Origin of the sequence: Pricia antarctica (assembly GCF_900101815.1) — a bacterium.
Taxonomy (GTDB): Bacteria; Bacteroidota; Bacteroidia; order Flavobacteriales; family Flavobacteriaceae; genus Pricia; species Pricia antarctica.
This window is the reverse complement of sequence record NZ_FNAO01000001.1, coordinates 380,400-407,263: the sequence shown is the minus strand read 5'-3', so window position 1 is coordinate 407,263 and position 26,864 is coordinate 380,400. Positions and strand designations below refer to the sequence as shown.

Below are 26,864 nucleotides of genomic sequence, written 5' to 3'. Positions count from 1 at the left end.
TAGGGGATATGAAATTCGCCGAATATAAAGGTTTAGATCTGCCTAAAGTAGCCGAGGAGGTTCTCGGTTATTGGAAGCAACACGGAATTTTCGAGAAAAGCGTTTCCACAAGGGAAGGCCAGCCTAGTTATGTTTTCTACGAGGGGCCTCCGTCCGCGAACGGTATGCCAGGTATCCATCACGTTATGGCACGTACTATTAAGGATATTTTCCCCAGATATAAGACCATGAAGGGCTTTCAGGTCAAACGAAAGGCCGGTTGGGATACACACGGGTTGCCCATTGAACTCGGCGTCGAAAAAGAATTAGGTATCACAAAAGAGGATATCGGCACCAAAATATCCGTGGAGGATTACAATGCCGCCTGCAAAAAAGCGGTCATGCGCTACACTGACGTATGGAATCGAATGACCGAACAGGTAGGGTATTGGGTCGATATGGAGGATCCGTACATTACCTACAAGCCGAAGTATATGGAGTCGGTCTGGTGGTTGTTGAAGCAGATATACGATAAGGGACTAATTTATAAAGGATATACCATTCAGCCTTATTCGCCCAAAGCGGGCACGGGCCTTAGCTCGCATGAGCTTAATCAGCCCGGCACCTATCAAGATGTTACCGATACCACTGCCGTAGCGCAGTTCAAGGCGGTCGAATCATCACTCCCTGATTTTTTAAAGGAGGAAGGCGATATCTATTTTTTGGCCTGGACGACCACCCCTTGGACGCTGCCCTCGAATACGGCCTTGACTGTTGGGCCGAAAATCGATTACGTTTTGGTGGAGACCTATAACCAGTACACGTTTAAGCCTATCAACGTTATTCTGGCCAAACGTTTGGTAAACGAACAGTTTTCGGGAAAATTCCTACTGGTCGAATCAAAGCCGGAATTGTTAGAGTACACGTCTGGAGATAAGACGATTCCATTCTATGTCGTCAAAGAGTTTAAAGGAAAAGATTTGGTCGGTATACAATATGAACAACTCCTAAAATATGCCTTGCCCTACCAAAACGCTGAAAACGCCTTTCGTGTCATTGCAGGGGATTTTGTGACTACCGAAGATGGTACGGGCATCGTACATACCGCGCCGACCTTTGGTGCCGATGATGCCTTAGTCGCCAAACAGGCCGTACCCGAAGTACCGCCGTTGCTGGTGTTGGACGAGAACGAAAATCCAGTTCCCTTGGTCGACCTTCAGGGCAAGTTTCGCCCGGAAATGGGTGAACTGGCTGGCAAATATGTCAAAAACGAATATTATGATTTGGGTCAGGAGCCAGAAAAATCGGTCGATGTCGAAATTGCTATCAAGTTAAAAGAAGAGAACAAGGCCTTCAAGGTCGAAAAATACGTACACAGCTACCCGAACTGCTGGCGTACCGATAAACCGATCCTGTATTATCCACTGGATTCGTGGTTTATCAAGGTCACCGAGGTCAAAGACCGTATGGTCGAATTGAACAACACCATCAATTGGAAGCCCAAATCAACAGGCGAGGGCCGTTTCGGCAATTGGTTGGCCAACGCCAATGATTGGAACCTTTCTCGATCTCGCTATTGGGGCATCCCGCTACCGATTTGGCGTACCGAAGACGGACAGGAAGAAATCATCATCGGGTCCGTGGCCGAACTGAAGTCCGAGATGGCGAAAGCGGTCGAATCCGGAGTACTTAAAAAAGATATTTTTGCGGATTTTGTTGTGGGCGACCTATCCGAAGAAAACTACGACACTATCGACCTGCACAAGAACATCGTCGATGACATTACCTTGGTTTCCCCATCCGGGAAGGCTATGAAGCGCGAGGCCGACCTGATCGACGTTTGGTTCGACAGCGGGTCCATGCCGTACGCGCAGTGGCATTATCCTTTTGAAAGGGGCCCCAAGGAAACACCCAAAGGTCAGCTCGATGCCCCTAAAGCCCTTACCCCCGGACAAACCATTCCGTTCCCCGCCGATTTTATCGCCGAGGGGGTCGACCAGACCCGGGGCTGGTTTTATACCCTGCACGCCATCGCTACCATGGTCTTCGATTCCGTAGCGTATAAAAATGTAGTTTCCAACGGACTGGTGCTCGATAAGGAGGGCAAAAAGATGAGTAAACGCTTGGGTAACGCCGCAGATCCGTTCGAAACCATGAACGAACACGGCGCCGATGCCACCCGCTGGTACATGATCTCGAACGCCAACCCATGGGATAATCTCAAATTCGATATCGAGGGTATCGCCGAGGTAAAGCGCAAGTTTTTTGGCACCTTGTACAACACCTATTCCTTCTTCGCATTGTATGCGAACATCGACGCTTTCGATTATTCAGAGGATGACATCCCGCTTAACGAGCGTCCCGAAATTGACCGGTGGGTGCTGTCCGAATTACATTCCCTAATAAAAATCGTCGATGAGGCCTACGCCGATTATGAACCGACAAAAGCTACGCGGGCCATATCCGATTATGTGCAGGAAAATCTAAGTAACTGGTATGTGCGCCTTTGCAGAAGACGTTTTTGGAAGGGGGAATATCAAAAGGATAAAATATCGGCCTACCAAACCCTTCACACCTGTTTGGAAACGGTGGCCAGACTTTCGGCACCTGTGGCTCCCTTTTTTATGGACCGATTGTACAAAGATTTGACCGCCACTACGAAAAAGGATGCATTTGAAAGCGTGCATTTGGCTGATTTTCCGATTTACGATGCTTCTATCGTAAACAAGGAGCTGGAAAGTAAAATGGAAATGGCGCAGACGATATCCTCCTTGGTCCTGTCCATCCGCCAGAAGGAAAAGATCAAAGTGCGCCAACCGCTACAGAAAATAATGATTCCCGCGTTGAGCTCAATCCAAAAACAGGAAATCGAAGCGGTGGCCGATCTTATAAAATCCGAAGTCAATGTCAAAGAGATACAGCTCTTGGACGATGCCTCCGGAATCTTGGTCAAACAGATCAAACCGAATTTCAAAGTCTTAGGGCCAAAGTTTGGCAAGGACATGAAAAAAATAGCCCACGCGGTCAGTAAGTTACAGCAAGAAGATATCCAAAAAATAGAACGAGAGGGAAAAATATCCCTCGACATTGAAAATAAAAGCGTTATATTAGAGTTACAAGATGTAGAGATAGCTTCACAGGATATCGAGGGTTGGTTGGTGGCCAATCAGGGCTCGCTTACCGTAGCACTTGATGTTTCTATCGACGATGAACTCAGAAAAGAGGGAATCGCAAGAGAATTGGTGAACCGGATCCAGAATATTAGAAAGGATTCGGGGTACGAAGTGACAGACAAAATAGTAGTGAAAATTCTGAAAGATGGCTTTGTCGAAAAAGCGGTAGAAAGCAATCTCGAATACATCAAAACCGAGACCTTGACCGCTGATCTGCGTTTTGAGGAAAAATTAGAAAAAGGTATCGAAGTGGCCTTTGATGAAGTAAAAACCAAATTATTTATTGTAAAACATTAGGTTATGGCAGAAGATTTAAAAGTTAGATATTCGGACAGAGATTTGGCCGAATTCAGGGAGCTGATCGAAGATAAAATAACAAAGGCCAAGAGTCATCTAGAGCTGCTGAAAAGTTCATATATGAATGATGGCAATAATGGTACGGACGATACTTCGCCTACTTTCAAGGCCTTCGAGGAGGGGTCGGAGACCATGAGCAAAGAAGCGAATACGCAACTAGCCATTCGTCAAGAAAAATTTATACGTGATTTGAAGAACGCCTTGCTGCGTATCGAAAACAAGACCTATGGTATTTGCCGCGTAACCGGTAAACTTATTGCCAAAGAGCGTCTCAAACTGGTGCCGCATGCGACCCTTAGCATAGAGGCCAAGAATATGCAGCAGTAAGGGTTGGTAATGAAATGGATCTGCTTCTTCTTTTTCTTACTAGCGCATACCCTCTACGCCCAAAAAATTGTAAAAAAATCTTTCATAAATCCAAAAATTGAGGCGATAATCTTAAATGTCACGAACAGTTTCGAACTGTTCGTCGATACGGCGCCGGGTAATGAGGTACTAGTCGAAGCGGCCATCGATGGTGAGTATTGTAACGACTTATTGGTAAATGTCAAGACATCGGGTAATACCCTTTTTATAGACACCGAATTTCAGCCGAATTTCAAAAAACCGAACGACAAACTCAGTGCCCACAAAGTAATTTCCATTGCGTTGAAGTTGTTACTGCCAGAACAGAAAAGAGTAACGATTTTCGGAACAGGATGCCATGTAACGGCCAAAGGCAGCTATGAAAAGCTAAAAATCACCCTTAGCGACGGTAGCTGCCATCTAAAAAGTATTTCCGGGACCGCAGTAGTCGCCACCCAAAGCGGAACTATTTCAGTATTGGCCAGAAACGCGAAAATCAAGGCCACGAGTAAGTATGGCAGGGTAGGGCGAAATCAAATTCCATCCGGTGATACGTTTTATGATGTCAGTTCGGTAACTGGCGACATCCTTCTTGATAAAATCGAATAATATGCCGCAATATTCCTATTTTTGCCCTTAATTTCTATCCGGAACTATGAGTTTAAAGAAATCGGTGCTAATCATAGCGGTACTATTGCTGATAGACCAAGGAAGCAAATACTACATAAAGACCCATTTCGTATTGGGAGAATCGGTAGATGTTTTCAATTGGTTTAAAATACTGTTCATCGAAAATTCCGGGGCAGCTTGGGGCGCGAAACTCAGTGATTTTTTACCGGTTTCGGAATCGACGGGAAAACTAATACTGACCGTATTCCGATTGTTTGCCGTAGCGGGCATTGGTTATTGGCTTTACGATACGGTTCGAAAGAAATCGTCGAAAACTTTAATTTGGGCCGTTTCTTTAATTTTTGCGGGAGCGCTGGGCAATATTATCGATTCCGTTTTTTACGGAATGATTTTTAACGATAGTTACCAACAGGTGGCCACGGCATTTTCAGCGGAACCCTACGGCGATATTTTCCATGGTAAGGTGGTCGACATGCTCTATTTTCCTATTATAGACTCCACATGGCCCGAATGGGTGCCCTATTTTGGGGGGTCGGATTTCCGATTTTTCGAACCTGTCTTCAACATTGCCGATATGGCCATCAGTACAGGCGTAGGTATTTTAATCGTCTTTAATAAAAGTGCGTTTGGAAAAAAAGAGGCGGATGCCTATTCCGATAGCTGGGACGACTATGTAGCCAGAACAGAAAAAGAATAGATTTTCTTTGGCGTGATGCAATAGTCAAGTGGGATATCGTATGCATTGATATCCTCAATGGTATCTTCCGCTTGAAATAGGGACAGGCCTATTTTTTTTACATCCTTACGACATTCCTTTAGAAAAGTATCGTAAAATCCCTTGCCATATCCTACACGGTTTCCTTTTTTATCGAAGGCTAAAAGAGGAATGAATACCACATCAATTTTATCGATTGGGATTTCGATGCCGTCAATGGGCTCGGGAATCTTCCACCTGTTGGTTCGGAATTTGGTAGCGTCGGTAAGTAAATAGTGTTTCAGCGAATCGTCGCCGGTCACTTTGGGAAGTACAACATTTTTATCCTTGCCTTGAAGGATGGTAAGGATGAAATGGGTATCAATTTCTTTTTGGTAGGAAATAGGCAGAAAAATATGATAGTAACTGAAACCCCATATAGGGAGTATGAGCGAAGCATTGGCAATAGCCAAGCTTGAAGCTAAAAGGGAACTTTCAGAAATTGATTTCCTTCGATTTCTATATTCCGACCGTAAATCCTGTTTAAGCATGATTCGAATCAAAAACGGTATCGGGAAGGGTCGATGAAACCTATTCTTTGGCGTTTACATAATAATACACCTTGAATGAAATCATCAAAAGTAAGTATAAAACTAAGGTTATGATATATTTGTCCATGGGGGTAATTGATTTTGATACGTTAAACTTAGATAAAAAAATCGTTATCTAAACTGTCAAGGGGAAGTTTTTACCGATGAAATGCATTTTTTAGTTAAATATTAACATTTTAGTGTTAAAAGCCTTGGTGAACTCGAATATTGATGGTCATAATTTTCAAGATTAGAATTGTTAAGGAAAGACTTACATTTTATTCTTACAGTATTTTTGATTGATTTAGTTGATGATTTGTCTCTAACTTTGTAGCACCCGTTGCTTTTTATTATTTAATTCGCAATCCGAATGTCCCAGGTGTCCATAGAAATTCAGTTGAGTACCTTGCCCGATAGTCCGGGGGTGTATCAATTTTATGATGCCGACGAAAAGATATTGTATGTAGGCAAGGCAAAGAACCTTAAGAAACGGGTCGCCTCCTATTTTACCAAGACCCATGAATATGGTAAGACCCGGGTAATGGTCAAAAAAATTCGCGGTATCCGTCATATAGTGGTGCCCACCGAATCTGACGCGCTACTGCTAGAGAACAACTTAATCAAAAAGTACAGACCCCGTTACAATGTTTTGCTCAAAGATGATAAATCGTATCCGTGGATATGTATCAAAAATGAGCGCTTCCCTAGGATTTTTCCGACCCGAAAGCTCATAAAGGATGGTTCGGAATACTATGGCCCCTACACCAGTATGAAAACGGTACGTACGCTTTTAGACTTGGTGAAAAGCGTTTACCCGCTGCGGACATGTAACTATGATCTTTCCCAAGAAAAAATAGATTCGGGTAAGTATAAGGTGTGTCTTGAATATCACCTAGGCAATTGCAAGGGACCTTGTGAGGGTCTGCAAAATGCGGAGGACTATCATGCCCAGATAGAAGACATACGGGAAATTATCAAAGGAAATTTTAAGTCCTCGTTACACTATTTCAAACATCGAATGAAATCCTTGGCCGTCGATATGCAGTTCGAAGAGGCCCAGCTTATCAAAGAGAAAATCGAGGTCTTGGAAAATTATCAGGTGAAATCGACCATCGTCAATCCTAAAATCAACAATGTAGACGTCTTTTCGATCATTTCCGACGAATCGCATGCGTATGTTAATTTTTTACAGTTGTCACATGGTTCGATCATCCGCTCCCATACCTTGGAAATCAAAAAGAAACTCGATGAAAGCGACGTCGATCTTTTGCAATTGGCTATTGTAGAGATACGGCAGCGCTTCGACTCCCGGTCTACCGAACTTTATCTGCCTTTTGAAGTTACTGCCGAACCCCACTTGAAAGTAACCGTGCCCAAACTGGGGGACAAAAAAAAGATTGTCGATCTTTCCGAACGCAATGCCAAGTTTTTTAGACAAGAGCGTTTCAAGCAGATCAAGATTATCGACCCCGACCGGCATACGAACCGAATTATGGTACAGATGCAGAAAGATCTACGCCTTTCAGCCGAGCCAAGGCATATCGAGTGTTTTGACAATAGCAATATTCAAGGTAGCAATCCTGTAGCCGCCTGCGTGGTATTCAGAAACGGAAAGCCCTCAAAAAAGGAATATCGACATTACAATATCAAAACCGTTGACGGCCCTGACGATTTTGCATCTATGGAAGAGGTCGTCTATCGAAGGTACAAGCGTTTATTGGCCGAGGAGGAATCATTACCACAGTTGATTGTTATAGATGGAGGAAAAGGGCAGTTGTCATCTGCGTTGAAAAGTTTGGATATTCTGGATCTCAGAGGAAAGATCGCTATCATAGGTATCGCAAAACGTCTCGAGGAAATCTATTTTCCGGAAGATCCCATCCCTCTGTATCTAGACAAGAAATCGGAATCCCTAAAAATTATCCAGCAACTGCGCAACGAGGCGCACCGTTTCGGCATTACCTTCCACCGGAACAAACGCAGTAAGGCCGCCATTAATTCTGAATTGGAAAGTATTGACGGGGTCGGCGAAAAAACCGCACAAAATCTGTTGAAAACTTTCAAATCGGTCAAGCGCGTTAAAGAGGCATCCCTAGAAAAGCTGGCGGAAATCGTAGGTATGGTCAAAGCCAAGAAAATCTACGGAACGTTTCATCCTTAGAAACATAGGATATGAGGCGTCAGACAAGAACGCAAGTGTTTTGAATGACAAAGTCCTAAGTTAAATAAAAATTGGGGTTTCTACCTGTTTCCTGCTCAAGGTCTGCTCAAAAATTACCAGTAGAAATGTACTGGTAATTTTTGAACACACCTTTATAACGAAGAGGTAGGTTTTTTATCTGTTCTGGCGGTAATAAATCGATTAGTCTGCCTAAATTTGGTATCTTGAAAAAGCTTCTATTTTTTTTTGCATTTCTAGGCTTAGGCCTTTTTGTATCGGCACAAGACGCCGATAAAAAAGACCTTAAAATAGGCCTGGTGCTAAGCGGTGGCGGGGCAAAAGGTCTAGCCCACATCGGGGCGCTCAAGATTATTGAGAAGGCTGGAATCAGAATCGACTACATTGGTGGCACGAGCATGGGCGCGATTGTCGGAGCGTTGTACGCTGCAGGATATACCGCTACGGAGCTTGATTCAATCTTCCGCACCACCGATTTCACCAACCTAATAGAGGATAATCTTCCACGAAGTGCCAAAACATTCTATGAAAAGGAAGATTCGGAAAGGTATGCGATTACCTTGCCTTTCAATAAGTTCAAAATTTCGGTGCCTCCCGCTTTTTCGGGAGGGCAGAACGTGTACAACGAATTGGTAAAATTACTCTACCCTGTAAAGAACATAAAAGAGTTCGATAAGTTGCCGATTCCCTTTCTGTGCTTGGCGACCGATGTTGAGACGGGCGACGAGGTCGTTCTTAAAGAAGGCTATCTACCACAGGCCGTTATGGCAAGTGGGGCCTTGCCTTCGCTTTTCGAACCTGTTAAGATCGGTAATCGCTTACTGGTCGATGGGGGGGTGGTCAACAATTATCCTATACAAAAAGTCAAGGAAATGGGCGCGGATGTAATCATTGGCGTCGATGTTCAGCACGGACTCCGAGATAGGGATGGCCTAATTTCGGCCACCGAGATTCTTCTGCAGATCAACAATTACCGCACCGTTCTCGATATGGAAGAAAAATCGAAACTGACCGATATCTACATCAAGCCCGAGGTCGCTAATTTTTCGGTCATCGATTTCAATCTCTACGACCGGATAATAGAAAGTGGTACCGAAGCAGCTAAAAAAAGCTATGGTGATCTTAGAAGGCTTGCGATAAAACAGAATGATAGCGAAAGAAAGAGGGCCAAAATCGAACCTCAGGAGAAGTTGATAATCGATAAGCTGACCGTGACGGGCAGCGCCGATTACCCCAGGGGCTACGTAAAGGGAAAATTGCGTTTGGGCAAGCACAAAGAGACTACCTTTTCTCGGCTGGAACAGGGAATCGGCAATTTGGCAGCGACCAGAAACTTTCAGACCATACACTATAAACTGCAAGACGACGGGGCCGGGGAAGACCTTATTTTAGATCTTTCTGAAAACCCCGTCAAGACTTTTGTCCGTCTGGGCGCCCATTACGATGATCTTTACAAAACGGCCGCCATTCTCAATGTGACCCAAAAACAGATCTTGACCCGCGACGATGTGGCCTCCTTCGACTTTATCATCGGCGATAATGTGCGCTATAATTTTCAGTATTATGTGGATAAGGGTTCCTATTGGAGCTTCGGCTTGAACTCCAGGTTCAACGATTTTGGAAAGGAAATCGATTTTGATCTTATCCGCAGTAATTTTGAAGTACCGCCGGGGGTCAATGTCAACACTATAAACCTAGATGTTTCCGACCTGACCAACCAGATTTACGTTGAGACCGTACTGCGCGAAGAATTTGCGTTCAGGACCGGAATCGAGCATAAATTGTTAAAGTATAGTACAAGAACCTTGGCACAGCGCGGTGATGAAGAGGCTCCGCTCGCCCAGCAAACCTCGGATGGGAAGACCTTGTTCGAAAACAGTAATTTTTTCAGCACCTTCGGCGAGTTAACGCTCGATACGTACGATAATGCCTATTTTCCTTCGAGGGGACTTCTTTTCGCCGGTGACTTTCATTTTTACGTATTTTCTTCTGATTTCAACGATAATTTTAAGGAATTTTCAATTGCGAAGGCTCGTATGGGCGGAGCTATTCCCATTTTAAAAAATCTTTCCCTAACTATGGAAACTGAAGGCGGGTTTAAACTGGGCACCTCCGATGTTACCTCGTTTGATTTTTTACTCGGCGGATACGGCACGGATCTGATCAATAATTTCATTCCTTTTTTCGGTTATGATTTTATAAGTCTGCCGGGCAACAGCTTCGTAAAGGCATACGGAAGGCTTGATTATGAATTCATACCTAAAAATCACCTCATGTTCACGGCCAATTTCGCCAATGTCGATGATGATCTTTTCAGAACAGGCGATTGGTTTGCCCTTCCGAGTTATTCGGGGTATGGTGTCGGCTACGGATGGGAATCTTTTTTAGGACCGATGCAGGTGCACTATGCATGGTCTCCCGAAGGCAAGAACAGCAATTTCTTTTTTAGTTTGGGCTATTGGTTTTAGGGAGATAGTTTAAACATAAAATTTAATTGTTACCTTATCCGTCCAATACCACTGAATCTTATAAAAAGGTTCTCCGAATAAATTGATGACTTATGAAAAGTAAATCCCTTTTTTCCATTAAATGTATTGTCTGTTGTATCGTTCTGACCTTAGGGGCAAGCGTCTTGCTTCAGGCCCAGACCCAGGAATTTCTGTACGGTGATATGCTACCCGATGCCCCAGAACTTTCGGAAAGGGGGTCTTACACGGTCGGAGTTCGGACCCTAGATTTGCTCCATCCCGATCAAGTGGATATTTTGAACTCGAAAGCAGGTAAAGAGGTCATGTACGACCGCCCCTTGACCGTTGAAGTATGGTATCCCGCAGAGATATCCTCGGGTACAGAGGCCTTGGTGACCTATAATGAGGTCATGGGTACCCGTGGTGATTCTCTCCGCCCATTGATTCCGTTTACATTCAACGGAAGAGCCGTTAGAGATGCCGCCCCCAAAGCTTCGGAAAAAGCTTTTCCTTTAATCGTGGTTTCCCATGGATACGTGGGTTCCCGATATTTGATGACCTATTTGACCGAAAACCTGGCCTCGAAAGGATACGTTGTGGTCGCCATAGGTCACACCGATTCCACCTTCAAGGATGCCAATGCCTTTCAAAGTACCTTGCTCAATCGGGCCAAGGACATCCGCTTTGTAATCAATGAAATGGAACGGCTGGGAAAATCGGATAGCAAAGATAATTTATCCGGAAAAGTCAATGCCGATAACACTGCCATCGTCGGCTATTCCATGGGCGGTTATGGGGTGTTGAACGTTGCCGGTGCGGGATATAGCGATGGCATGGTGCAATTTTTTAAAGGAATGGCCGACGGAAGCACTGCAATCCAAGTGCTGGCCGCCAGCAATGCGGAGTATCAGAACCGATCCGACCCTAGAATCAAGGCCGTAGTCGCTTTTGCCCCGTGGGGAATGGAGCGCGGCGTCTGGGATGCCGAAGGTTTAAAGGGATTAAAAAAACCCACTTTTTTCGTCGCCGGAAGCCAAGACGATATCTCGGGCTATGAAAAGGGAATCAAAGCCATTTATGAAGGCGCCATTAATGCCGATCGCTATCTTTTGACATATACCGATGCCAGGCATAATATAGCCCCGAATCCGCCTCCAAAGGAAGCTTTGGCCCCCGGACTCCATATCGACGAATACTACCGCTACGCCGATGCCACTTGGGACCAGCGCAAGATCAACAACGTCAACCAGCATTTCGTGACCGCTTTTATCGATGCCCAGTTAAAGGGTAAGGACACCTCCAAATATCTAGATATCCCCGAAAATTCGAATGCTCAAGATTGGCCGGGGTTCAAGCCCAGGTCTTCTACGGGGATGGAGCTGCTGCATGCGGCCCCAGCGGAGTGAAAATTTATCCCTCACTGTTTATCAACGTCCGCTTCACCTCCCGCCGCAAATAATATCCCGTAACTAGAGTAGCCAAGACATCGGCAATCGGAAACGATATCCAAACCCCCAGTTCATCAAAATAATGGGGCAGGATCAGTATCAGGGGAATAAAAAAGAAACCCTGCCGGGTCAAGGTTAAAAGAAGAGCGGGAATGGCCTTCCCGATAGCCTGAAAATAGGCAGCCCCGATAAGTTGTAGTGCAATTATAGGGGTCGCGGCGAATACAAGCCGCATGGCAAGCGGGGTATGTTCCAAAACATAGGCGTTTGTGGCCAGGTCTTCGGCCGACATATCGGGACCGCTTCCTAAAAATAATCCCGCGATTTCGGCAGGGAAAATAAACAGGCCGACGAAAACGACGCTTGCCAAAATAGCGGCGTACTTTATAGCGGTATTAATGGTTTCCCGTACCCTCTGGTATTTTTCAGCCCCGTAGTTAAACCCGGCGATCGGTAAAAATCCTTGGGTCACCCCGAAAACGGGAAAGAGGGCGAACATCAACATCCGACCGATAATGGCATAGACCGCGACCATAGCCTCCCCGCCCAAACCGTAAAGTATATTGTTCATCAACAGATAAGTGATGCTGACGACGGCTTGGCGGGCGAGGGTAACAAAACCAAGGGAACCGATTTCCTTTAGAATAGGTGTGTCCAATCCAAAATGGGATAGACTTATTTTTAGTTCGGAATTTTTGGATAGAAAGAAGTATAGTATGTAGGCAAAGCACAAAAAATAGCCGATAGTAGTCGCCCAAGCTGCCCCTGCCATACCCCAATCGAAGATATAGATAAAAACATAGTCCATCAACAAATTTCCGACCGAGGGAATGATCATGGCGATCATCGCGAATTTAGGCTTCCCTTCGGCACGGATGACCGTGTTGCCCATCATACAGAGTGCCAAAAAAGGAACGCCGTACAGCACAATCCTATAATATACCTTTGCTGGATCGAAAATGGCGCCCTTTCCCCCGAAAGCGGGAATCAGCGTATCGACGTAGAACAATCCCAGAGCGACCATGATCACCGTCACCAATAGGGTCAGGGTAATTTGGTTTCCGAAGGTCTTTAGAGCTTTTTCCGTATTGTTGGCACCGAGGGCACGGGATATGATGCTAGACCCCCCGATACCGATGGACATGCCCAGTGCACCGATAAAAAAGGATACGGGAAGCACCACATTTATGGCTGCAATCGCGATGGAACCGATCCAATTGCCCACAAAAATTGAATCGACCAAAACATTGAGCGACATCACCAAAATACCGATCGATGCCGGTACCGATTGTCGGATCAACAATTTGCCGATAGGCTCTGAGCCAAGTTGTTCTGCAGATACGTTTGCCATACGTCAGTCCATCACTTTGCAGGTCAATTCGAGGGCAACGCCCCGGTTTCTTCCCACGCGTTCACCCAATCGGCCATCACTTGAACCCAGGTGTCGCTATCGTTCATACAAGGTATATGCTTATAACTTTCGCCCCCGGCTTCAGTAAACTGCTCTTTACCTTCCATGGCAATTTCCTCCAAGGTCTCCAAACAATCCGACACAAAGGCGGGCGTGATTACCGCTAGTCGCTTTTTGCCTTCTTTCGCCAACCGCTCGAATTCATAATCGGTATAAGGTTTCAACCAAGGATCGCCGGCCAAGCGCGATTGAAACGACGAGCTGACCTTAGTTTCATCCAAACCGAGTTCCGCTTTTACCAGCTCGGTCGTCTCATAGACCTGGTGGCGATAGCAGGTATGGTGTGCTACGGAATTGATATGGCAACAACTGCCGTCAATTTTGCAATGATAACGGGTAGGGTCCGATTTTCGGATGTGCCGTTCGGGAATGCCGTGATAGGAAAACAGGATGTGGTCGTACTCAAAATCCTTCAATCCATCGGTGATACTTTGGGACAGGGCCTTAATGTATTCGGAATTGTGATAAAAGGGAGGTAGCGTGGTCAAATGTATTTGCGGAAAAAATTCCTTTTGTACATCCATAGTTTTTACCACCACGGTTTCATAGGATGACATAGCATAATGTGGATACAGCGGTACCAACAACACCTCGTCCACGCCTTTGTCATTCAATTCCTGCAACGCAGTCTTTATGGTCATCGTACCGTAGCGCATACCAAGGGCTACGGGCATATCGGTATGGGTTTTCAATTTCTCGGAAAAACGCTCCGAGAGAACGATAAGAGGTGAGCCTTCATCCCACCAAATTTTGGCATAGGCCTTGGCCGATTTCTTGGGTCGGGTCTGTAAAATAATACCCCTTACCAGAATATTGCGAAGTACTTTGTTGACATCGATTACCCTTTCATCCATCAAAAATTCATCGAGATAGGGTTTGACATCTTTTGCGGTGGGACTTTCGGGGGAACCGAGATTTACGAGTAATACGCCTTTCATAGATAACTTCCATTTTTGTCATTCTGCTCCTCGGCTACGCTCGGCATAAACTTAGGCAGAAATCTCATTCTAGCTTCTTTTTAGTAATTTTCGCATATCGCCTGACCTTTGTTTAAAGGCAGGCGGGAGTCCTTTTTAGATGATAATCTACTTTGGAAAAGATAGACTTCGGAAAGAAGAATTTCCAATTGCAAAAATAAGCCTTGAAAACCATCTCGTCGAGATATCGGCCTAATTGTTTTTTGATAGTATAATAGATTTCATCAATTTTCGCCTTTTTGTTTAAAAAACCATTACTTTTTCATATACTTTAAAAATTCACCACCACAACATTGCTATACTAGTCCGAAAACGTACGAATCCTTAAAATCCGGGTCTTAATGCTCAACGAAATTTTTAGTATAAACAATCAGTCAATACTTTTGGTAATCGGTACCTTGATAGGTCTTCTTGTCACCTATTTAATGGTGTTGGCCTTCTTGAGACGTCTGGGCAAAAACCCGAAATATCTGATGCCTATAGCGGCTGTAAAGCGGGTAAGTAAACCTATTTTTATCATATTTCTGTCCATCTTAATTCGTTTGCAGGCACTTCGGCAGGTTCTCGGTCTGGAAGACTATACGTATTGGTTCCGGAAAACAAGTGCCCTGATATTTATCTTTGCCTTTACTTGGCTGTTGTTGAGTATCGTTAAAATCGTGAAGCATCATATCATCGAAAAATATGATGTAGAAGCTTCCCATAACTTAAAGGCCCGAAAAGTGGCAACCCAATTCAATATATTGGAACGCATCTTTGTGTTTATCATCATAATAATTGCCATGGGAATTGCGCTCATGAGTTTTGAAAGTATCCGTGAGATCGGGGTGAGCATCTTTGCTTCTGCCGGGGTCGCGGGCATTATCATTGGGTTTTCGGCCCAAAAAATGATAGGTACGATATTGGCCGGAATACAGATTGCCCTGGCACAGCCCATAAAATTGGATGATGTTGTCATTGTCGAAGGGGAGTGGGGCCGTATCGAAAAAATCATGCTGACTTATGTTGTCATCAAAATATGGGATAAAAGAAGGCTTATTGTACCCACAACTTATTTTATCGAAAAACCTTTTCAAAACTGGACAAAAACTTCATCCGATATTTTGGGAACCGTTTTTCTCTACACCGATTATAATGTGCCTTTTGATGCCATACGGGAAGAATTTACAAGGATTTTAAACGGTACCGATCTTTGGGACGGTGAGGTGAACGTCGTGCAGGTAACTGATTCAAAACTCGAAAGTATTGAAATTCGGGCGTTGATGAGTGCCAAAGATTCTTCTGCGGTCTTTGACCTTAGGGTTCTGGTACGCGAAAAATTGATTTGCTTTCTACAGGAAAATTATCCCGAAAGTCTGCCCCGTACCCGACTTCAAATAGAAAAAAGTGATCTCTCGGAAAATACGTCGGAACAATAGCCGTTATATCCTAGACTTGCTAAATGATTAAAAATTTTTGGGGATAGGTCTTGACGCGTACTTCCTTACATTTGTGTATCATTACTACGTAGCCATACGCTTACCGTAAATCGCCCTTTTTAAGGCAAAATGCGTAAAGCGGAAAAAGAAGTTTATGCGCCCCTTACTTATCATTTCATGCTGTTTTTTTACCCTTTCGGGATATTCCCAAGAAAAGAACAGTCTGCTCTGGGAAATATCGGGTAACGGGCTTGAGAAATCCTCTTATCTATACGGCACCATGCACGTCAGCAAAAAAATAGCCTTTCGGCTTGACGATGTTTTCTACGAGGCCTTGGATAAAAGTGAGATGATAGCTTTGGAATCCGACCCCGGTCTCTGGCTCGATAACAACGATGCCATGGGCGGCAACGTCTTCGGATATGGCGGCGGATATGTTGCCAAAGGATTTTATGCCAATAGCTTCAAGGTAGAAAACCCGAAAAAAGAGTTTTTAGGCGCCTACCTCGCCTATGAAGACCGTATCGTCAACAATATCCTATACCGTACCGACGAATTCTCCCAAAATTTTGAGGAGGAGACCTATCTCGATATGTTTATCTACCAGGCAGGCAAAAAGTTTGACAAGCCCATCATTGCACTTGAAGACATGGAGGAGTCGGCCGCTTTGGTCGGCCGCGCCAGTATGAACGCCATGAAACAAAGGCCCGATGAATGGCTGCAAAAAAAAATGCAGCAATCCGACCCTATGTTTTTGTTGCAGGATGCCTACCGCGAGCGAAATATCGCCTTGCTCGATTCTATCGATCGCGCCATGTATACCGGCCATTATATGAAGAATATGTTGCACATCCGCAATGCCAACATGACGGAGCGCTTAGATTCCGTAATGCATAAGGGCAAGGTGTTTGCCGGAATCGGAGCGGCCCATCTCCCCGGAGAAAAAGGGGTTATCGACCTCTTGCGAAAAAAAGGATATACCGTGGCTCCTTTAGTCTCTAAATCATCGGCGAACGGGAAGGTTCTGAAGCTAAAGTTCGAAGAAAAGAAGCGTGAAAACGAGAATGCATCCTATGGTCCCGAAGACGGATTTTTTACGATACATCTTCCCAACAAACTCTATCCGGTATCCGATCAGGGCAAGACCACCTATGTTTCCCCTGACTTGGCCAATGGTAGCTTTGTCGTCATAAACCGTGTCCCCACATATTCGTTCTTAAAGCAGGATGCGGTCTATACTTTGGATGATATCGATAAGTTGTTGTTCGAAAATATCCCTGGAAAGATTTTAGAGAAGTCGAAAATAGAAAAAGATGGCTTTAAGGGATTGGACATCAAAAATCAACTCAAAAATGGCGACCGACAACGCTATCAAATTTTTAGGACACCTCTTGAGATACTTATCATTAAAATGGGCGGCGAGGGCGATTACGTAACGGCCCATTCAGATGCCGTTTTTAGCAGTTTGCAGTTTAGAAAACTAGCAAAAGGACCGGTACAACTTTTTTCCGATTTTGAAGATTTCGAGGTAGAAATGCCTGCTTTGTACAATTTTACCAATAAAAGCCGTATTGGCGACCGCTCAATCGAGGGGTATGATCAAAATAATGAATCCTATTATTTTCTTCGAAAGTCCGTTTTGAACGATTTCGGTTTTATCGAGGCCGATACCTTCGAACTGAAACAGATACAAAAACGATTTTATCAAGATCTGGAGTTGAAACCCCGTTATCGGGATGGCAACGGAAAACGTTTGATCTCATCCGCAATTTTCGATACGGATTCCGGCAAACGATTACATTTGATGACTACCTTCCGGGCGGGCGAATATTATCTTTTGGGCATCTTGACGGAATATGGTAAAGAAGCGGAAGAATTTTTTGAATCCTTTCAGCTAAAACCGACGAAATACAAGGTTCCCTTTGAAACGATTGTTGATACCGCGCTCTATTTTAGCACCAAAAGCATAGTCAAACCGCCAAAATTTGTGGAAAGCAGTAATGGCTATTACAGTGGTGCGCCCAAAGCGAAGGCCTACGACCCTTTCTATAAAAAAACGGTCTACCGCAACAAAAATGATGAAGCTATCACCGTAGAATTGAACAAGACCCATGATTTTTTGATGTTTAGTTCGCTCGATTCCGCCTGGGCCTTGCGAAAGAAGATGTATGCCTATAAGCAGTTCAACATCATCAACGAGCGAACGCTGACTTCGCCGGAAGGCTATCAAGAAATGCAGTTGACCCTTACCGATACGGCAAGTACGCGAGGTATTTTAGTCAAGAACATTATTAAGGATGGGCTGCTCTATGAACTTAAAGCGGTTGTGGACACCATCGAAAGACCGAGCCGTTTTGTAACCGAATTCTTCGAGAATTTCAAACCAAAAGATACCGTTATCGGACGGGGTATACTTGAGGATAAAGTCCCGGATTTCTTTGCGGCCCTGCGCAAAAACGACAGTATAGTACTTGATGGCTATAGGTATCTGAAATTTAATAAAAAACACGTTGATTCGCTGCAATACTATATCTCCGAGCATGAGTTTAGTCCGAATATGCGTCAGATACAGTCCTACCTTATCTTGCAATTGGGACAGTTAAAAGATGTGGATGCCTCGTCATTTTACAGAGATTTCTATGCGGAATCCTATAACAATTCGACCGCACAGGCGATGGTATTACAGTCGATTTCACAAGAATCCGACGAAGCTTCGGCAGCACTATTGCTCGAATTGATGGCCACCGATTTGCCTTTGCTTTCCAATACTTTTCATATCAGTTACATTTTCGCCCCCTACCGGGAAAACCTCACGTTGGCTAAAAAACTTTTCCCGGAATTACTGCAATACAGTACGATAAGCGAGTACAAAGCTCCCATTTTCTCTTTATTGACCAAATTGGTGGCGGAAGGTGTACTAAAACCGAAAGTCTATAAAAAATATACATCCCAAATATTAAACGATGCGAAAATTCAGTTGAAGCGTCAGTTGAGTAGGGACGTGGTTCCGAAAGCGCAGGATTTTTATAGTCCCGGAACCCAAAAACAAAATAAGGGTGTGCTTGAAGATTATGTGACGCTGTTGTACCCGTTCAACGGTGAAAGAAGAATACAACACTTCTTTGAAAAGGTGGCCCTTATCGAAGATTCGGATATCCGCACTACGTATTTTGCCCTTTTGGCGAAAAACAACAGAGCTATTCCTCAAAAGAAGCTAATGGCAATGGCAGCCGATATAAATTCGCGACAGCTGCTGTTCGACAAACTCAAAAAAGCCGGAAAACTGGAATTGTTTCCGGAACTATTTAAAACACAAAAAGATTTGGCGGAAGCCCTTCTATTTCCAAGTGGCAACTATTCGGCGAACAGAGACTCTATTGCTTTTCTTGGCAAAAAAAACCTGACATATAAAGATAAGCCATTGACCGGCTATTATTTTAAAAAACGCAACAACGAAGACTACGATAAGAACTTCAACTTGCATCTTTTAGTTTTTGAGAATGATAAAGGCTTACAGACCAAATCTTTCTATGACAACGGCGGCATGCGAATCGAGGATACCGACACCGATGAAGACGTCGTCGGATTTGTGACCGAGGCGTTTTTGCTGAAAGACCGGCAGCGTGCCGATGTGTATCGGCCGAATGGGTATGGTGGGGGATATGGTCATTATGGGTTTTGATTTTCGCTTTATCGAATAAACACTACCTAGAAAGCAAAAGGTTGTTTGGTTCTTCCCCGTCCGCTTAATTTTACATTTAGCTTGTTCGAGTAATCGTTGTATGCAACAATACTTTCCAAATAATCTCCGTAACGCTCCAAAATCATGAAACTTAACTTATTATTTGTATCGCTTACTTCAAAATGGGTATGGCTGCCTTTCTAAAGAAATTATTAAAAATATCCTACACCAAATCTTGATTTGTTGAAATATAAATGAAGCGCTTTTAGCTTGTATTTAGAAGAATCTGAATATCTCTCGAATCAAACCATAACGGTTTTTAATGAATAATGGATTGAAAAATCAATTTTTGCACTAGTTCTAATTTGATGGGGTATATTTGTCAAGTGTGTCTATTTTCCTTTATTATGATCAATCAAAGAAATTGGTGTTTATTTGTTTGTACCTTCCTTTTTGCAACAGTCAACGCCCAACAGATTACCTGCTCCCCCGCCGACAAAAAAGCGGTCGAGAACAAGATCATGGAAATCGACGGTCTGCTCGAAAACGATTTTGGCAAGACCATCGTGGCAATAGGAAAAACATTCATGGGAACGCCCTATGTCGCCAAAACTTTGGAAATAGGAGACACCGAAACTTTGGTCATCAACCTTCAAGGCCTAGACTGTACCACGTATGTCGAAAACATATTGGCCTTTAGTCTTATGCTCGAAAAAGGCAAAGCGGGCTTCGATAACTTTACCGAAACCTTGGAAAACATCCGTTACAAAGACGGCCAACTCGCAGGGTATGCCTCACGTCTGCATTATTTCTCAGAATGGATCGCCAACAACCAAAAGAAAGGTTTGTTAAAAGACATCACAGCTGAAATTGGAGGAACGGAAATCACAAAGAACATCGATTTTATGAGTACCCATCGTAATCTGTATCCGTTTTTAAGCGATGACGAAAATTTTAAAATGATTCAAGCCTCCGAAAATAATTTGAACGACCAGCCTATTTGTATTGTTCCGCAGAATCAAATCAAAGTGAACGAACATCTGATTCAAACAGGCGATATTATCGCACTTACTACTTCAATTGCCGGTCTTGATATCACCCATACCGGTATTGCGACCCGTGAGAAAGATGGGCGCATCCATTTGTTGCACGCTTCGACTGGTTCTATGGAAGTTGAGGTTTCCGAACTTCCTTTGGTAGATTACTTGAAAAAAATTAAAAGTAATACGGGCATTATGGTGGCGCGACCAAGCTCCTAGCCCCTACGTCCCCGAATAATAATACAAAACACCACCTAAAAAAAGCCGATGAAAGTCAGGCTTTTATAAATTTTCTTGGCTCTAATTTAAAACAGCTATCATTCTTGAAACTCCTCTATGTAAAGGTTTTGAACTCGTTCGGCAGAAAAAATGACAACTATAAACTTAAATTATCAACTGGAATCGCAATTATAAACCCTAGTTTAAACCTGGAGCATTGTCTTTAAATACCCTCAGCCACTAGAGAAGTATCTTTCGGCTTCTCAGCTGTCTACTAGTTCAAAGTACCTACGAACCGGCCATGGCCATCAAATATTTTTTCGGGGTAGTCCCATATTTCTTTTTAAAAGCCGAAATAAAGTGGCTCGCCGTGCTATAGCCCACCTTTAAACCGACCTCATTGACGTTGTGCCGGCCGGTCTCGAGCATCTTTCGGGCGTATTCCATTTTATAGTCGAAAAGAAAACTGAAGACCGAATCGCCATAGATCTGTTTAAAACCTTCTTTCAGTTTTTTAAGGGATAGCCCGATTTCTTCGGATAGTTCTGACAATGTAGGCGGCTCGGCCATACGGGCGATCATAATTTCCTTGGCCTTGCGGATGCGCCGTACATTATCCTCATCGACCAAAAACGGACATTGTTCCACATCGGTACCTTCCCCCTTATTAAAATAGAGGGAAATAAGTTCGTAGGCTTTCCCTTTTATATATAATTTCTTTATGGAGGGATGTAGATTGTAGTTCATAATTTGACTGAGCACCACGGCAATAGCTGGGCTGACCCCTTCTTGCGAATAGTATTTTTTATCCCTGTTTTCGGAGCTTAGAAACGGAATGTAATCCGCCTCCCTGGAGAAAAGCGAATGGAATTTTCGGATGGTCATGACCACGGAGACCAGCCAGGAATTGGGATACAGCTCGAGGTTGAGCGGAAGATCTATTTGTGGATTGTACAACAAAAGGGAGTTTTCTTCGGATACCTCTAAGGCATAATTTCCTTGGTTGAAAACAAACTTGGCACTGCCCTTCAAACAAAAGTGGAACTGTATAAAGCTACTGTCGATTTCACGGGCTATGCGCTGAATTTCAGTAGTATCGTTCTGGATTTTTAGCACGAAAAAACCATCTTCGATAAAAACTTCCTGAAACGAACCTTGAGCGACATTTTTCTCTTGCATAGTCTATTGTAGATTGTGCTTTTTTATTTAGAAGGATTCTAAATAGAGTCCCTGTTAAGCGTTGTGTTTCCTACAAAAATACCGATTTTAGGGGAATTTACATGTAAATCCGACTAAAAAACGGGTATCGATACTAATTGTACCGCTAGCGTTATTTTTTAAAGCAAACAGCCTGTATTTTTGCTGTTGTTTGTGGAAAGAATTTTTTGCATGTTGTTTTTGGGGAATACCTTGAAGCTCAAACGGCTCAAACGGCTCAAACGGCTCAAACGGCTCAAACGGCTCAATAGCCCGATACACCGAAATCTATTCTTCTAGCATACCGAAAACGTAAGATGGTATACTCCTCTAGCGTTTTAACGTCCATTCCAGTTGATGAAAGACTACCATATTTCGCGACATAACTCATTTTACAGTATAGGGCTCAGCTACCAAAAAGCGGATGCCGAGACCCGCGGTAAGTTCAGCCTCGGAAAAGCGGCCGCCGAAAAACTGCTGATGCAGGCGAAGGCACAGGGCATCGACGGGCTTTTGGCGACCTCTACCTGTAACCGTACCGAGCTGTACGGGTTCGCCCAGCATCCCTTTCAACTCATAAAACTTCTTTGTGATAACACCACAGGCTCTGTAGAGGAGTTTCAGGAAGTTGCCTATGTCTATAAGAACAACGATGCCATTGGTCATTTATTTAAGGTAGGTACTGGGCTTGACAGCCAGATTCTCGGGGATTTCGAGATTATAAGCCAACTGAAACAAAGCTTTAACCGTTCAAAAAAATTCGGTATTGCCAATCCGTTTATCGAGCGGCTCTGCAATTCGGTTATCCAGGCCAGTAAGCGTATAAAAAACGAAACGGAAATATCATCGGGCGCTACTTCCGTCGCCTTTGCTTCCGTCCGCTATATTTTGGAAAACGTTCCCAATGTTTCCGAAAAGAACATTCTACTCTTCGGAACAGGAAAAATTGGACGTAATACCTGTGAAAATCTTATAAAGCACACCAAGAACGATCATATAACGCTTGTCAACCGCACCAAGGAAAAGGCTGAAAGAATCGCCGGAAAGTTCCAATTGACGGTCAAGGATTATGGCGACCTGCAAACTGAAATCCGTAATACCGATGTGCTGATCGTGGCTACCAGTGCCCAATCGCCGACGGTATCCAAAGAATTGATCTACACCAACAAACCTTTGTTGATTTTGGACCTGTCCATCCCCAAAAACGTATCCGACAATGTATCCGAATTGGAGAACGTAACGGTGATTCACCTAGACCATCTTTCCCAAATGACCGATAAGACGCTGGAACGGAGAAAAGAGTACGTGCCCCATGCAGAAGAGATCATTGCCGAGGTACGGCACGATTTTAGTCAATGGCTGGAGACTCGCAAATTTGCACCCGTGATCAAGGCCCTCAAAAAGAAATTGAAAACGATGAAGGACGAGGAGATGGACTATCAATCAAAAAAACTGGCCGACTTCAACGAACAACAGGCCGATGTCATCTCGAACCGCATCATCCAAAAAATCACCAAACAGTTCGCCAATCATCTGAAAGGCGATGATGTTGATTCCGATATGAGCCTTGAGCTAATTCGCAGTGTCTTTCAACTCGAACTGGATACCCCATGAGCAAAATCATTCGCATAGGTACCCGCGACAGCGAATTGGCGCTGTGGCAGGCGACCACCGTTAAGGATAGATTGGAAGGTTTCGGCCATCGCGCCGTGCTTGTCCCCGTCAAATCTACTGGAGACCTGGTACTCGATAAGCCCCTACACGAGATGGGCATCACCGGTATTTTTACCAAAACTTTGGATGTTGCCATGCTGCGCGGTGAAATCGATGTTGCGGTGCATAGTATGAAGGATGTACCTACACAACTTCCCAAAGGTATCGTTCAGGCCGCAGTACTCGAACGCGGCAATTTTCTCGATATCCTTGCTTTTAAAAGGAACGAGGAGTTCCTGGCCGAACGGGAAGCTGTTATCGCAACGGGAAGCCTACGCAGAAAAGCGCAGTGGTTGAACCGTTATCCGACCCATACGGTGGTCGATCTACGGGGAAACGTGAACACACGCTACGAAAAATTGCAAACTAACGACTGGAACGCCGCCATTTTTGCCGCTGCTGGACTGGAACGTATCGGTCTCGAGCCGGATAATACCGTGGGACTTACTTGGATGGTGCCCGCCCCCGCACAAGGAGCCATTATGGTCGTAGCCATGGAAAATGACGAATTCGTCCGTGAAGCCTGTGCCCAGCTTAATCACGAACCTACCGAAATCTGTACGCGGCAAGAACGGGAGTTCCTCCGTATTCTTGAAGGAGGCTGTACGGCGCCTATCGGAGCCCTGGCCTATATCAACAAAGAGAACGAAGTCACCTTAAAGGGAGTCTTGTTAACGGTAGACGGCAAGAAAAAGCTGGAATCGGAATTCAGTGCTCCATTGGGTCGGCACGAATTTTTGGGTCGCGATTGCGCGAACAGTATTTTGAGCCGTGGCGGGAAGCTCTTAATGAACGAGATTCAAGGTGCCACTTTAGAGACGAACCTGTTTTCCACAAAAGACCTGACCCATGAACAATTGGCGCTTTTTACCGATGCCGTTCGGGTGAAATCGGAGGATTTTATAAAGGTGAGTCCCAATCGAATTTCTGCCTATGAGCTTAAGAAAGAAAAGCGCAACGTCATCCTTACGAGTCAAAATGCGGTCGAGGCTCTGTTGAAAAACGTAGACGCGAGCGACCTTAAATTTGAAAATATCTACTGCGTCGGCCGAAAGACCAAACGTCTCATCGAACGGCACATCGGCCCGGTCAAGCATCAGGAAAAATATGCAGAAAAACTGGCCGAGCATCTGGTGGAATATATGGAAGGCCTCGAGGTCACTTATTTTTGTAGTAATCTACGGCTGGATACGATACCTACGATTTTGTCGGAAAATAATATCAAGGTCAACGAAATCGAGGCATACCAAACGAAACATGCACCTAGAAGGGTCGATGACCGTGTTGAGGGTGTCATGTTCTACAGTCCATCTACCGTCGAAAGCTATCTTATCAAAAATGCCCCGGATAAAATCGCTTACTGTATTGGGGATACTACCGCAGCGGAAGCGCGGAAACATTTCAAAGATGTTCGGGTGGCCAAGATGCCCACAATAGAGAGTGTCATCGAATTGGTAAACGAAGCGTATAAGTAACCGTTATATGTGGAATAGACTCACACTTTCCAATATCGCCTTATTGTTTCTTGATCTTATTCTGATCGTTTTCTTGGTTTTCGATTTCGGATTCAAGAATTTTCAGGAAGTTAGGGAATATAAAATCATTGCCCTGCCTTGCCTCGTATTCGCCTTAATTGCCTTCAATGTCTACAAATACCGTATTTTTAAAAAACGCGGGCAAAACGGAACGATACCCAAGATCAATCTGATCTATCTCTCTTTTTTGGTCGTGTTCGAAATGGTTTTTGCGCTTTTAAATTCTGAACAGACCTTGGCGCAAGATATGTTCAACGCCCGCTACATACTAGAATACGGATTATTATTCTACTTTCTTACGAGGCTCTCCTTTCTATTACGAAGAATATATGCCCTCTATTTTAATCCCGCCATTCTTTTTGTGGGTAGTTTTGGCTTGATTGCAATTGTTGGCACTTTTTTACTGATGCTGCCCGCGGCTACCGTAAACGGAATCTCTTTTGTCGACGCGTTTTTTACGGCCACCAGTGCTACGGCGGTCACGGGATTGATCGTAGTCGACACGGCTTTCGACTTTACGCCGTTCGGGCAAACTGTAATCATGGTGCTGTTTCAATTGGGTGGTCTGGGCATGTTAACGTTTACTTCGTTTTTTGCCTATTTTTTCAAAACGGGCGCCTCGTATCGCGAAAGTCTTTACATGCAGAATATCTTGGGCCACGATCAATTGGGCGGGGTAATGTCCCGGGTGATGCAGATTGTAGTGTTTTCTTTAATTGTGGAGGCTTTCGGTGCCTTGCTTATCTATGTATCGCTTTCACCGGAGGCAGTCGAGGAAAGAGGATTTTTCGCCATATTTCATGCTATTTCAGCATACTGTAATGCTGGGTTTTCATTGGCGTCCGACGGATTGTACGATGTCGGGCTCCGGTTCAATTATTTTATGCAATGGACGGTGATGGTTTTGATTGTCTTCGGCGGCCTGGGGTATCATATTGCCTACAACGTAATGCAGTATCTGCGTCATTTTATTGCGAATATTTTTAAAGGCAGGAGAAAAAAATTTATTGCAAGGGTCGTCCTCTTGAATACCAAAATCACGCTTGTGACGACCGCCATACTCATTGTGGCAGGTACTGTTTTCTTTTTGTTTTCCGAGCAACCCACCGTATTACAGGAACATACCACAAATTTCGGAAAGCTGACCACGGCCCTGTTCGCATCCGTTACCTCACGTACGGCCGGTTTCAATACCGTCGATATGGCCGATTTTACCATCCCCGGTATCCTTTTTATGATATTTTTAATGTGGGTAGGGGCTTCCCCGGCTTCGACCGGTGGGGGTATCAAAACAACTACCTTCGCCCTGGCGACACTTAATATTATTACCGTTGCCCGTGATAGTCCCTACATCGAGATCGGTACACGAAGGGTTGCATCCGATGCCGTAAAAAGGGCATTTGCGATAATTTCAATCTCTTTGGTTATCATAGGAACGGGCATTCTGTTATTGCTTATTTTTAATCCCGAGTTTTCATTGATTCAGATTGCCTTCGAGGTCTTTTCTGCCTATAGCACTGTTGGGCTTTCGATGGGTATTACCGCATCCCTTTCGGAACATAGTAAATACGTAATCATTTTTATAATGTTTTTAGGAAGGATAGGATTGCTGAATCTTATGATCGGACTGTTGCGAAGTATGAACCAATCCGCATACCAATATCCTGAAGAGAACATTATGATCAACTGATAGATGTTAGATGAGTTACATGAGATATTAGAGGACAGACCTTTCGATATGCTGGGTTC

17 protein-coding genes are annotated in these 26,864 nt (G+C 44.2%); 13 read left to right on the top strand and 4 right to left on the bottom strand.

Annotated elements, in window-relative coordinates; all coding sequences use genetic code 11:
• The first annotated feature begins 8 nt into the window (after positions 1-8).
• The 4 genes from ileS to BLT07_RS01660 are packed head-to-tail and all read left to right on the top strand — an operon-like array spanning position 9 to position 5,181.
• The gene (gene ileS / locus BLT07_RS01675; RefSeq protein WP_091865066.1) at positions 9-3,449 is read left to right on the top strand and encodes an isoleucine--tRNA ligase; all 3,441 of its coding nucleotides are present in this window, start codon (positions 9-11) and stop codon (positions 3,447-3,449) included.
• A 3-nt stretch (positions 3,450-3,452) separates the two neighbouring features.
• Positions 3,453-3,836 (top strand): TraR/DksA family transcriptional regulator, encoded by a 384-nt coding sequence (locus BLT07_RS01670; protein ID WP_091865064.1) that lies wholly within the window; start codon positions 3,453-3,455, stop codon positions 3,834-3,836.
• A 9-nt stretch (positions 3,837-3,845) separates the two neighbouring features.
• Entirely contained in the window at positions 3,846-4,463 is a 618-nt protein-coding gene (locus tag BLT07_RS01665) for a DUF4097 family beta strand repeat-containing protein (protein WP_091865062.1), read from the top strand.
• Between the two features lie 46 nt (positions 4,464-4,509).
• Entirely contained in the window at positions 4,510-5,181 is a 672-nt protein-coding gene (locus BLT07_RS01660; protein WP_091865059.1) for a lipoprotein signal peptidase, read from the top strand.
• Here BLT07_RS01660 and BLT07_RS01655 read toward each other — a convergent pair.
• Positions 5,154-5,729 (bottom strand): 5-formyltetrahydrofolate cyclo-ligase, encoded by a 576-nt coding sequence (locus BLT07_RS01655; RefSeq protein ID WP_091865057.1) that lies wholly within the window; start codon positions 5,727-5,729, stop codon positions 5,154-5,156. The two genes, BLT07_RS01660 and BLT07_RS01655, sit on opposite strands and share 28 nt — an antisense overlap.
• A gap of 409 nt (positions 5,730-6,138) precedes the next feature.
• On the opposite strand from BLT07_RS01655, the gene uvrC reads away from it, so the two are divergent.
• From uvrC to BLT07_RS01640, 3 genes are all read left to right on the top strand, one after another.
• Positions 6,139-7,929 (top strand): excinuclease ABC subunit UvrC, encoded by a 1,791-nt coding sequence (gene uvrC, locus BLT07_RS01650; protein WP_091865055.1) that lies wholly within the window; start codon positions 6,139-6,141, stop codon positions 7,927-7,929.
• 224 nt (positions 7,930-8,153) lie between these two features.
• A complete protein-coding gene (locus BLT07_RS01645; RefSeq protein ID WP_091865053.1) occupies positions 8,154-10,415 on the top strand; it encodes a patatin-like phospholipase family protein in 2,262 nt (753 codons plus the stop codon).
• Between the two features lie 92 nt (positions 10,416-10,507).
• Positions 10,508-11,821, top strand: a complete 1,314-nt coding sequence (locus BLT07_RS01640) for an alpha/beta hydrolase family protein (RefSeq protein ID WP_091865051.1) — start codon at positions 10,508-10,510, stop codon at positions 11,819-11,821.
• Between the two features lie 4 nt (positions 11,822-11,825).
• Here BLT07_RS01640 and BLT07_RS01635 read toward each other — a convergent pair whose 3' ends face one another.
• Entirely contained in the window at positions 11,826-13,214 is a 1,389-nt protein-coding gene (locus tag BLT07_RS01635) for an MATE family efflux transporter (RefSeq protein WP_091865049.1), read from the bottom strand.
• Between the two features lie 23 nt (positions 13,215-13,237).
• Complete coding sequence (gene hemH / locus BLT07_RS01630; protein WP_091865047.1) at positions 13,238-14,272, bottom strand: ferrochelatase; 1,035 nt, start codon at positions 14,270-14,272, stop codon at positions 13,238-13,240.
• A gap of 380 nt (positions 14,273-14,652) precedes the next feature.
• Here hemH and BLT07_RS01625 point away from each other — a divergent pair, with 380 nt between their 5' ends.
• The 3 genes from BLT07_RS01625 to BLT07_RS01615 all read left to right on the top strand — a co-directional run bounded on the left by BLT07_RS01625 (position 14,653) and on the right by BLT07_RS01615 (position 20,670).
• Positions 14,653-15,729: a mechanosensitive ion channel family protein gene (locus BLT07_RS01625; RefSeq protein WP_091865046.1), complete on the top strand. Its 1,077-nt coding sequence runs from the start codon at positions 14,653-14,655 to the stop codon at positions 15,727-15,729.
• 154 nt (positions 15,730-15,883) lie between these two features.
• Positions 15,884-19,411 carry a TraB/GumN family protein gene (locus tag BLT07_RS01620; protein ID WP_091865044.1) on the top strand — a complete coding sequence of 1,176 codons (3,528 nt, stop codon included), beginning with the start codon at positions 15,884-15,886 and terminating at the stop codon, positions 19,409-19,411.
• A gap of 407 nt (positions 19,412-19,818) precedes the next feature.
• Complete coding sequence (locus tag BLT07_RS01615) at positions 19,819-20,670, top strand: N-acetylmuramoyl-L-alanine amidase-like domain-containing protein (RefSeq protein WP_091865606.1); 852 nt, start codon at positions 19,819-19,821, stop codon at positions 20,668-20,670.
• 288 nt (positions 20,671-20,958) lie between these two features.
• On the opposite strand, the gene BLT07_RS01610 is transcribed toward BLT07_RS01615, so the two are convergent.
• Entirely contained in the window at positions 20,959-21,849 is an 891-nt protein-coding gene (locus tag BLT07_RS01610) for an AraC family transcriptional regulator (RefSeq protein ID WP_091865042.1), read from the bottom strand.
• A gap of 375 nt (positions 21,850-22,224) precedes the next feature.
• Between BLT07_RS01610 and hemA the strand changes: the two genes are divergently transcribed.
• Genes hemA through BLT07_RS01595 form a run of 3 tightly spaced genes read left to right on the top strand, consistent with a single transcriptional unit; the run spans position 22,225 to position 26,805 of the window.
• Positions 22,225-23,481 carry a glutamyl-tRNA reductase gene (hemA, locus tag BLT07_RS01605; RefSeq protein ID WP_091865040.1) on the top strand — a complete coding sequence of 419 codons (1,257 nt, stop codon included), beginning with the start codon at positions 22,225-22,227 and terminating at the stop codon, positions 23,479-23,481.
• Positions 23,478-25,055: a hydroxymethylbilane synthase gene (gene hemC, locus BLT07_RS01600; protein ID WP_091865038.1), complete on the top strand. Its 1,578-nt coding sequence runs from the start codon at positions 23,478-23,480 to the stop codon at positions 25,053-25,055. The genes hemA and hemC overlap by 4 nt, the downstream gene beginning before the upstream one ends.
• 7 nt (positions 25,056-25,062) lie before the next feature.
• A complete protein-coding gene (locus BLT07_RS01595; protein ID WP_091865036.1) occupies positions 25,063-26,805 on the top strand; it encodes a TrkH family potassium uptake protein in 1,743 nt (580 codons plus the stop codon).
• The last annotated feature ends 59 nt before the right edge of the window (positions 26,806-26,864 follow it).

Excerpts from the sequence above, each read along its gene's own strand:
- ileS (WP_091865066.1), top strand. The coding sequence starts at position 9 with ATGAAATTCGCCGAATATAAAGGTTTAGATCTGCCTAAAGTAGCCGAG.
- BLT07_RS01670 (WP_091865064.1), top strand. The coding sequence starts at position 3,453 with ATGGCAGAAGATTTAAAAGTTAGATATTCGGACAGAGATTTGGCCGAA.
- BLT07_RS01665 (WP_091865062.1), top strand. The coding sequence starts at position 3,846 with ATGAAATGGATCTGCTTCTTCTTTTTCTTACTAGCGCATACCCTCTAC.
- BLT07_RS01660 (WP_091865059.1), top strand. The coding sequence starts at position 4,510 with ATGAGTTTAAAGAAATCGGTGCTAATCATAGCGGTACTATTGCTGATA.
- BLT07_RS01655 (WP_091865057.1), bottom strand. The coding sequence starts at position 5,729 with ATGCTTAAACAGGATTTACGGTCGGAATATAGAAATCGAAGGAAATCA.
- uvrC (WP_091865055.1), top strand. The coding sequence starts at position 6,139 with ATGTCCCAGGTGTCCATAGAAATTCAGTTGAGTACCTTGCCCGATAGT.
- BLT07_RS01640 (WP_091865051.1), top strand. The coding sequence starts at position 10,508 with ATGAAAAGTAAATCCCTTTTTTCCATTAAATGTATTGTCTGTTGTATC.
- BLT07_RS01635 (WP_091865049.1), bottom strand. The coding sequence starts at position 13,214 with ATGGCAAACGTATCTGCAGAACAACTTGGCTCAGAGCCTATCGGCAAA.
- hemH (WP_091865047.1), bottom strand. The coding sequence starts at position 14,272 with ATGAAAGGCGTATTACTCGTAAATCTCGGTTCCCCCGAAAGTCCCACC.
- BLT07_RS01625 (WP_091865046.1), top strand. The coding sequence starts at position 14,653 with ATGCTCAACGAAATTTTTAGTATAAACAATCAGTCAATACTTTTGGTA.
- BLT07_RS01620 (WP_091865044.1), top strand. The coding sequence starts at position 15,884 with ATGCGCCCCTTACTTATCATTTCATGCTGTTTTTTTACCCTTTCGGGA.
- BLT07_RS01615 (WP_091865606.1), top strand. The coding sequence starts at position 19,819 with ATGATCAATCAAAGAAATTGGTGTTTATTTGTTTGTACCTTCCTTTTT.
- BLT07_RS01610 (WP_091865042.1), bottom strand. The coding sequence starts at position 21,849 with ATGCAAGAGAAAAATGTCGCTCAAGGTTCGTTTCAGGAAGTTTTTATC.
- hemA (WP_091865040.1), top strand. The coding sequence starts at position 22,225 with ATGAAAGACTACCATATTTCGCGACATAACTCATTTTACAGTATAGGG.
- hemC (WP_091865038.1), top strand. The coding sequence starts at position 23,478 with ATGAGCAAAATCATTCGCATAGGTACCCGCGACAGCGAATTGGCGCTG.
- BLT07_RS01595 (WP_091865036.1), top strand. The coding sequence starts at position 25,063 with ATGTGGAATAGACTCACACTTTCCAATATCGCCTTATTGTTTCTTGAT.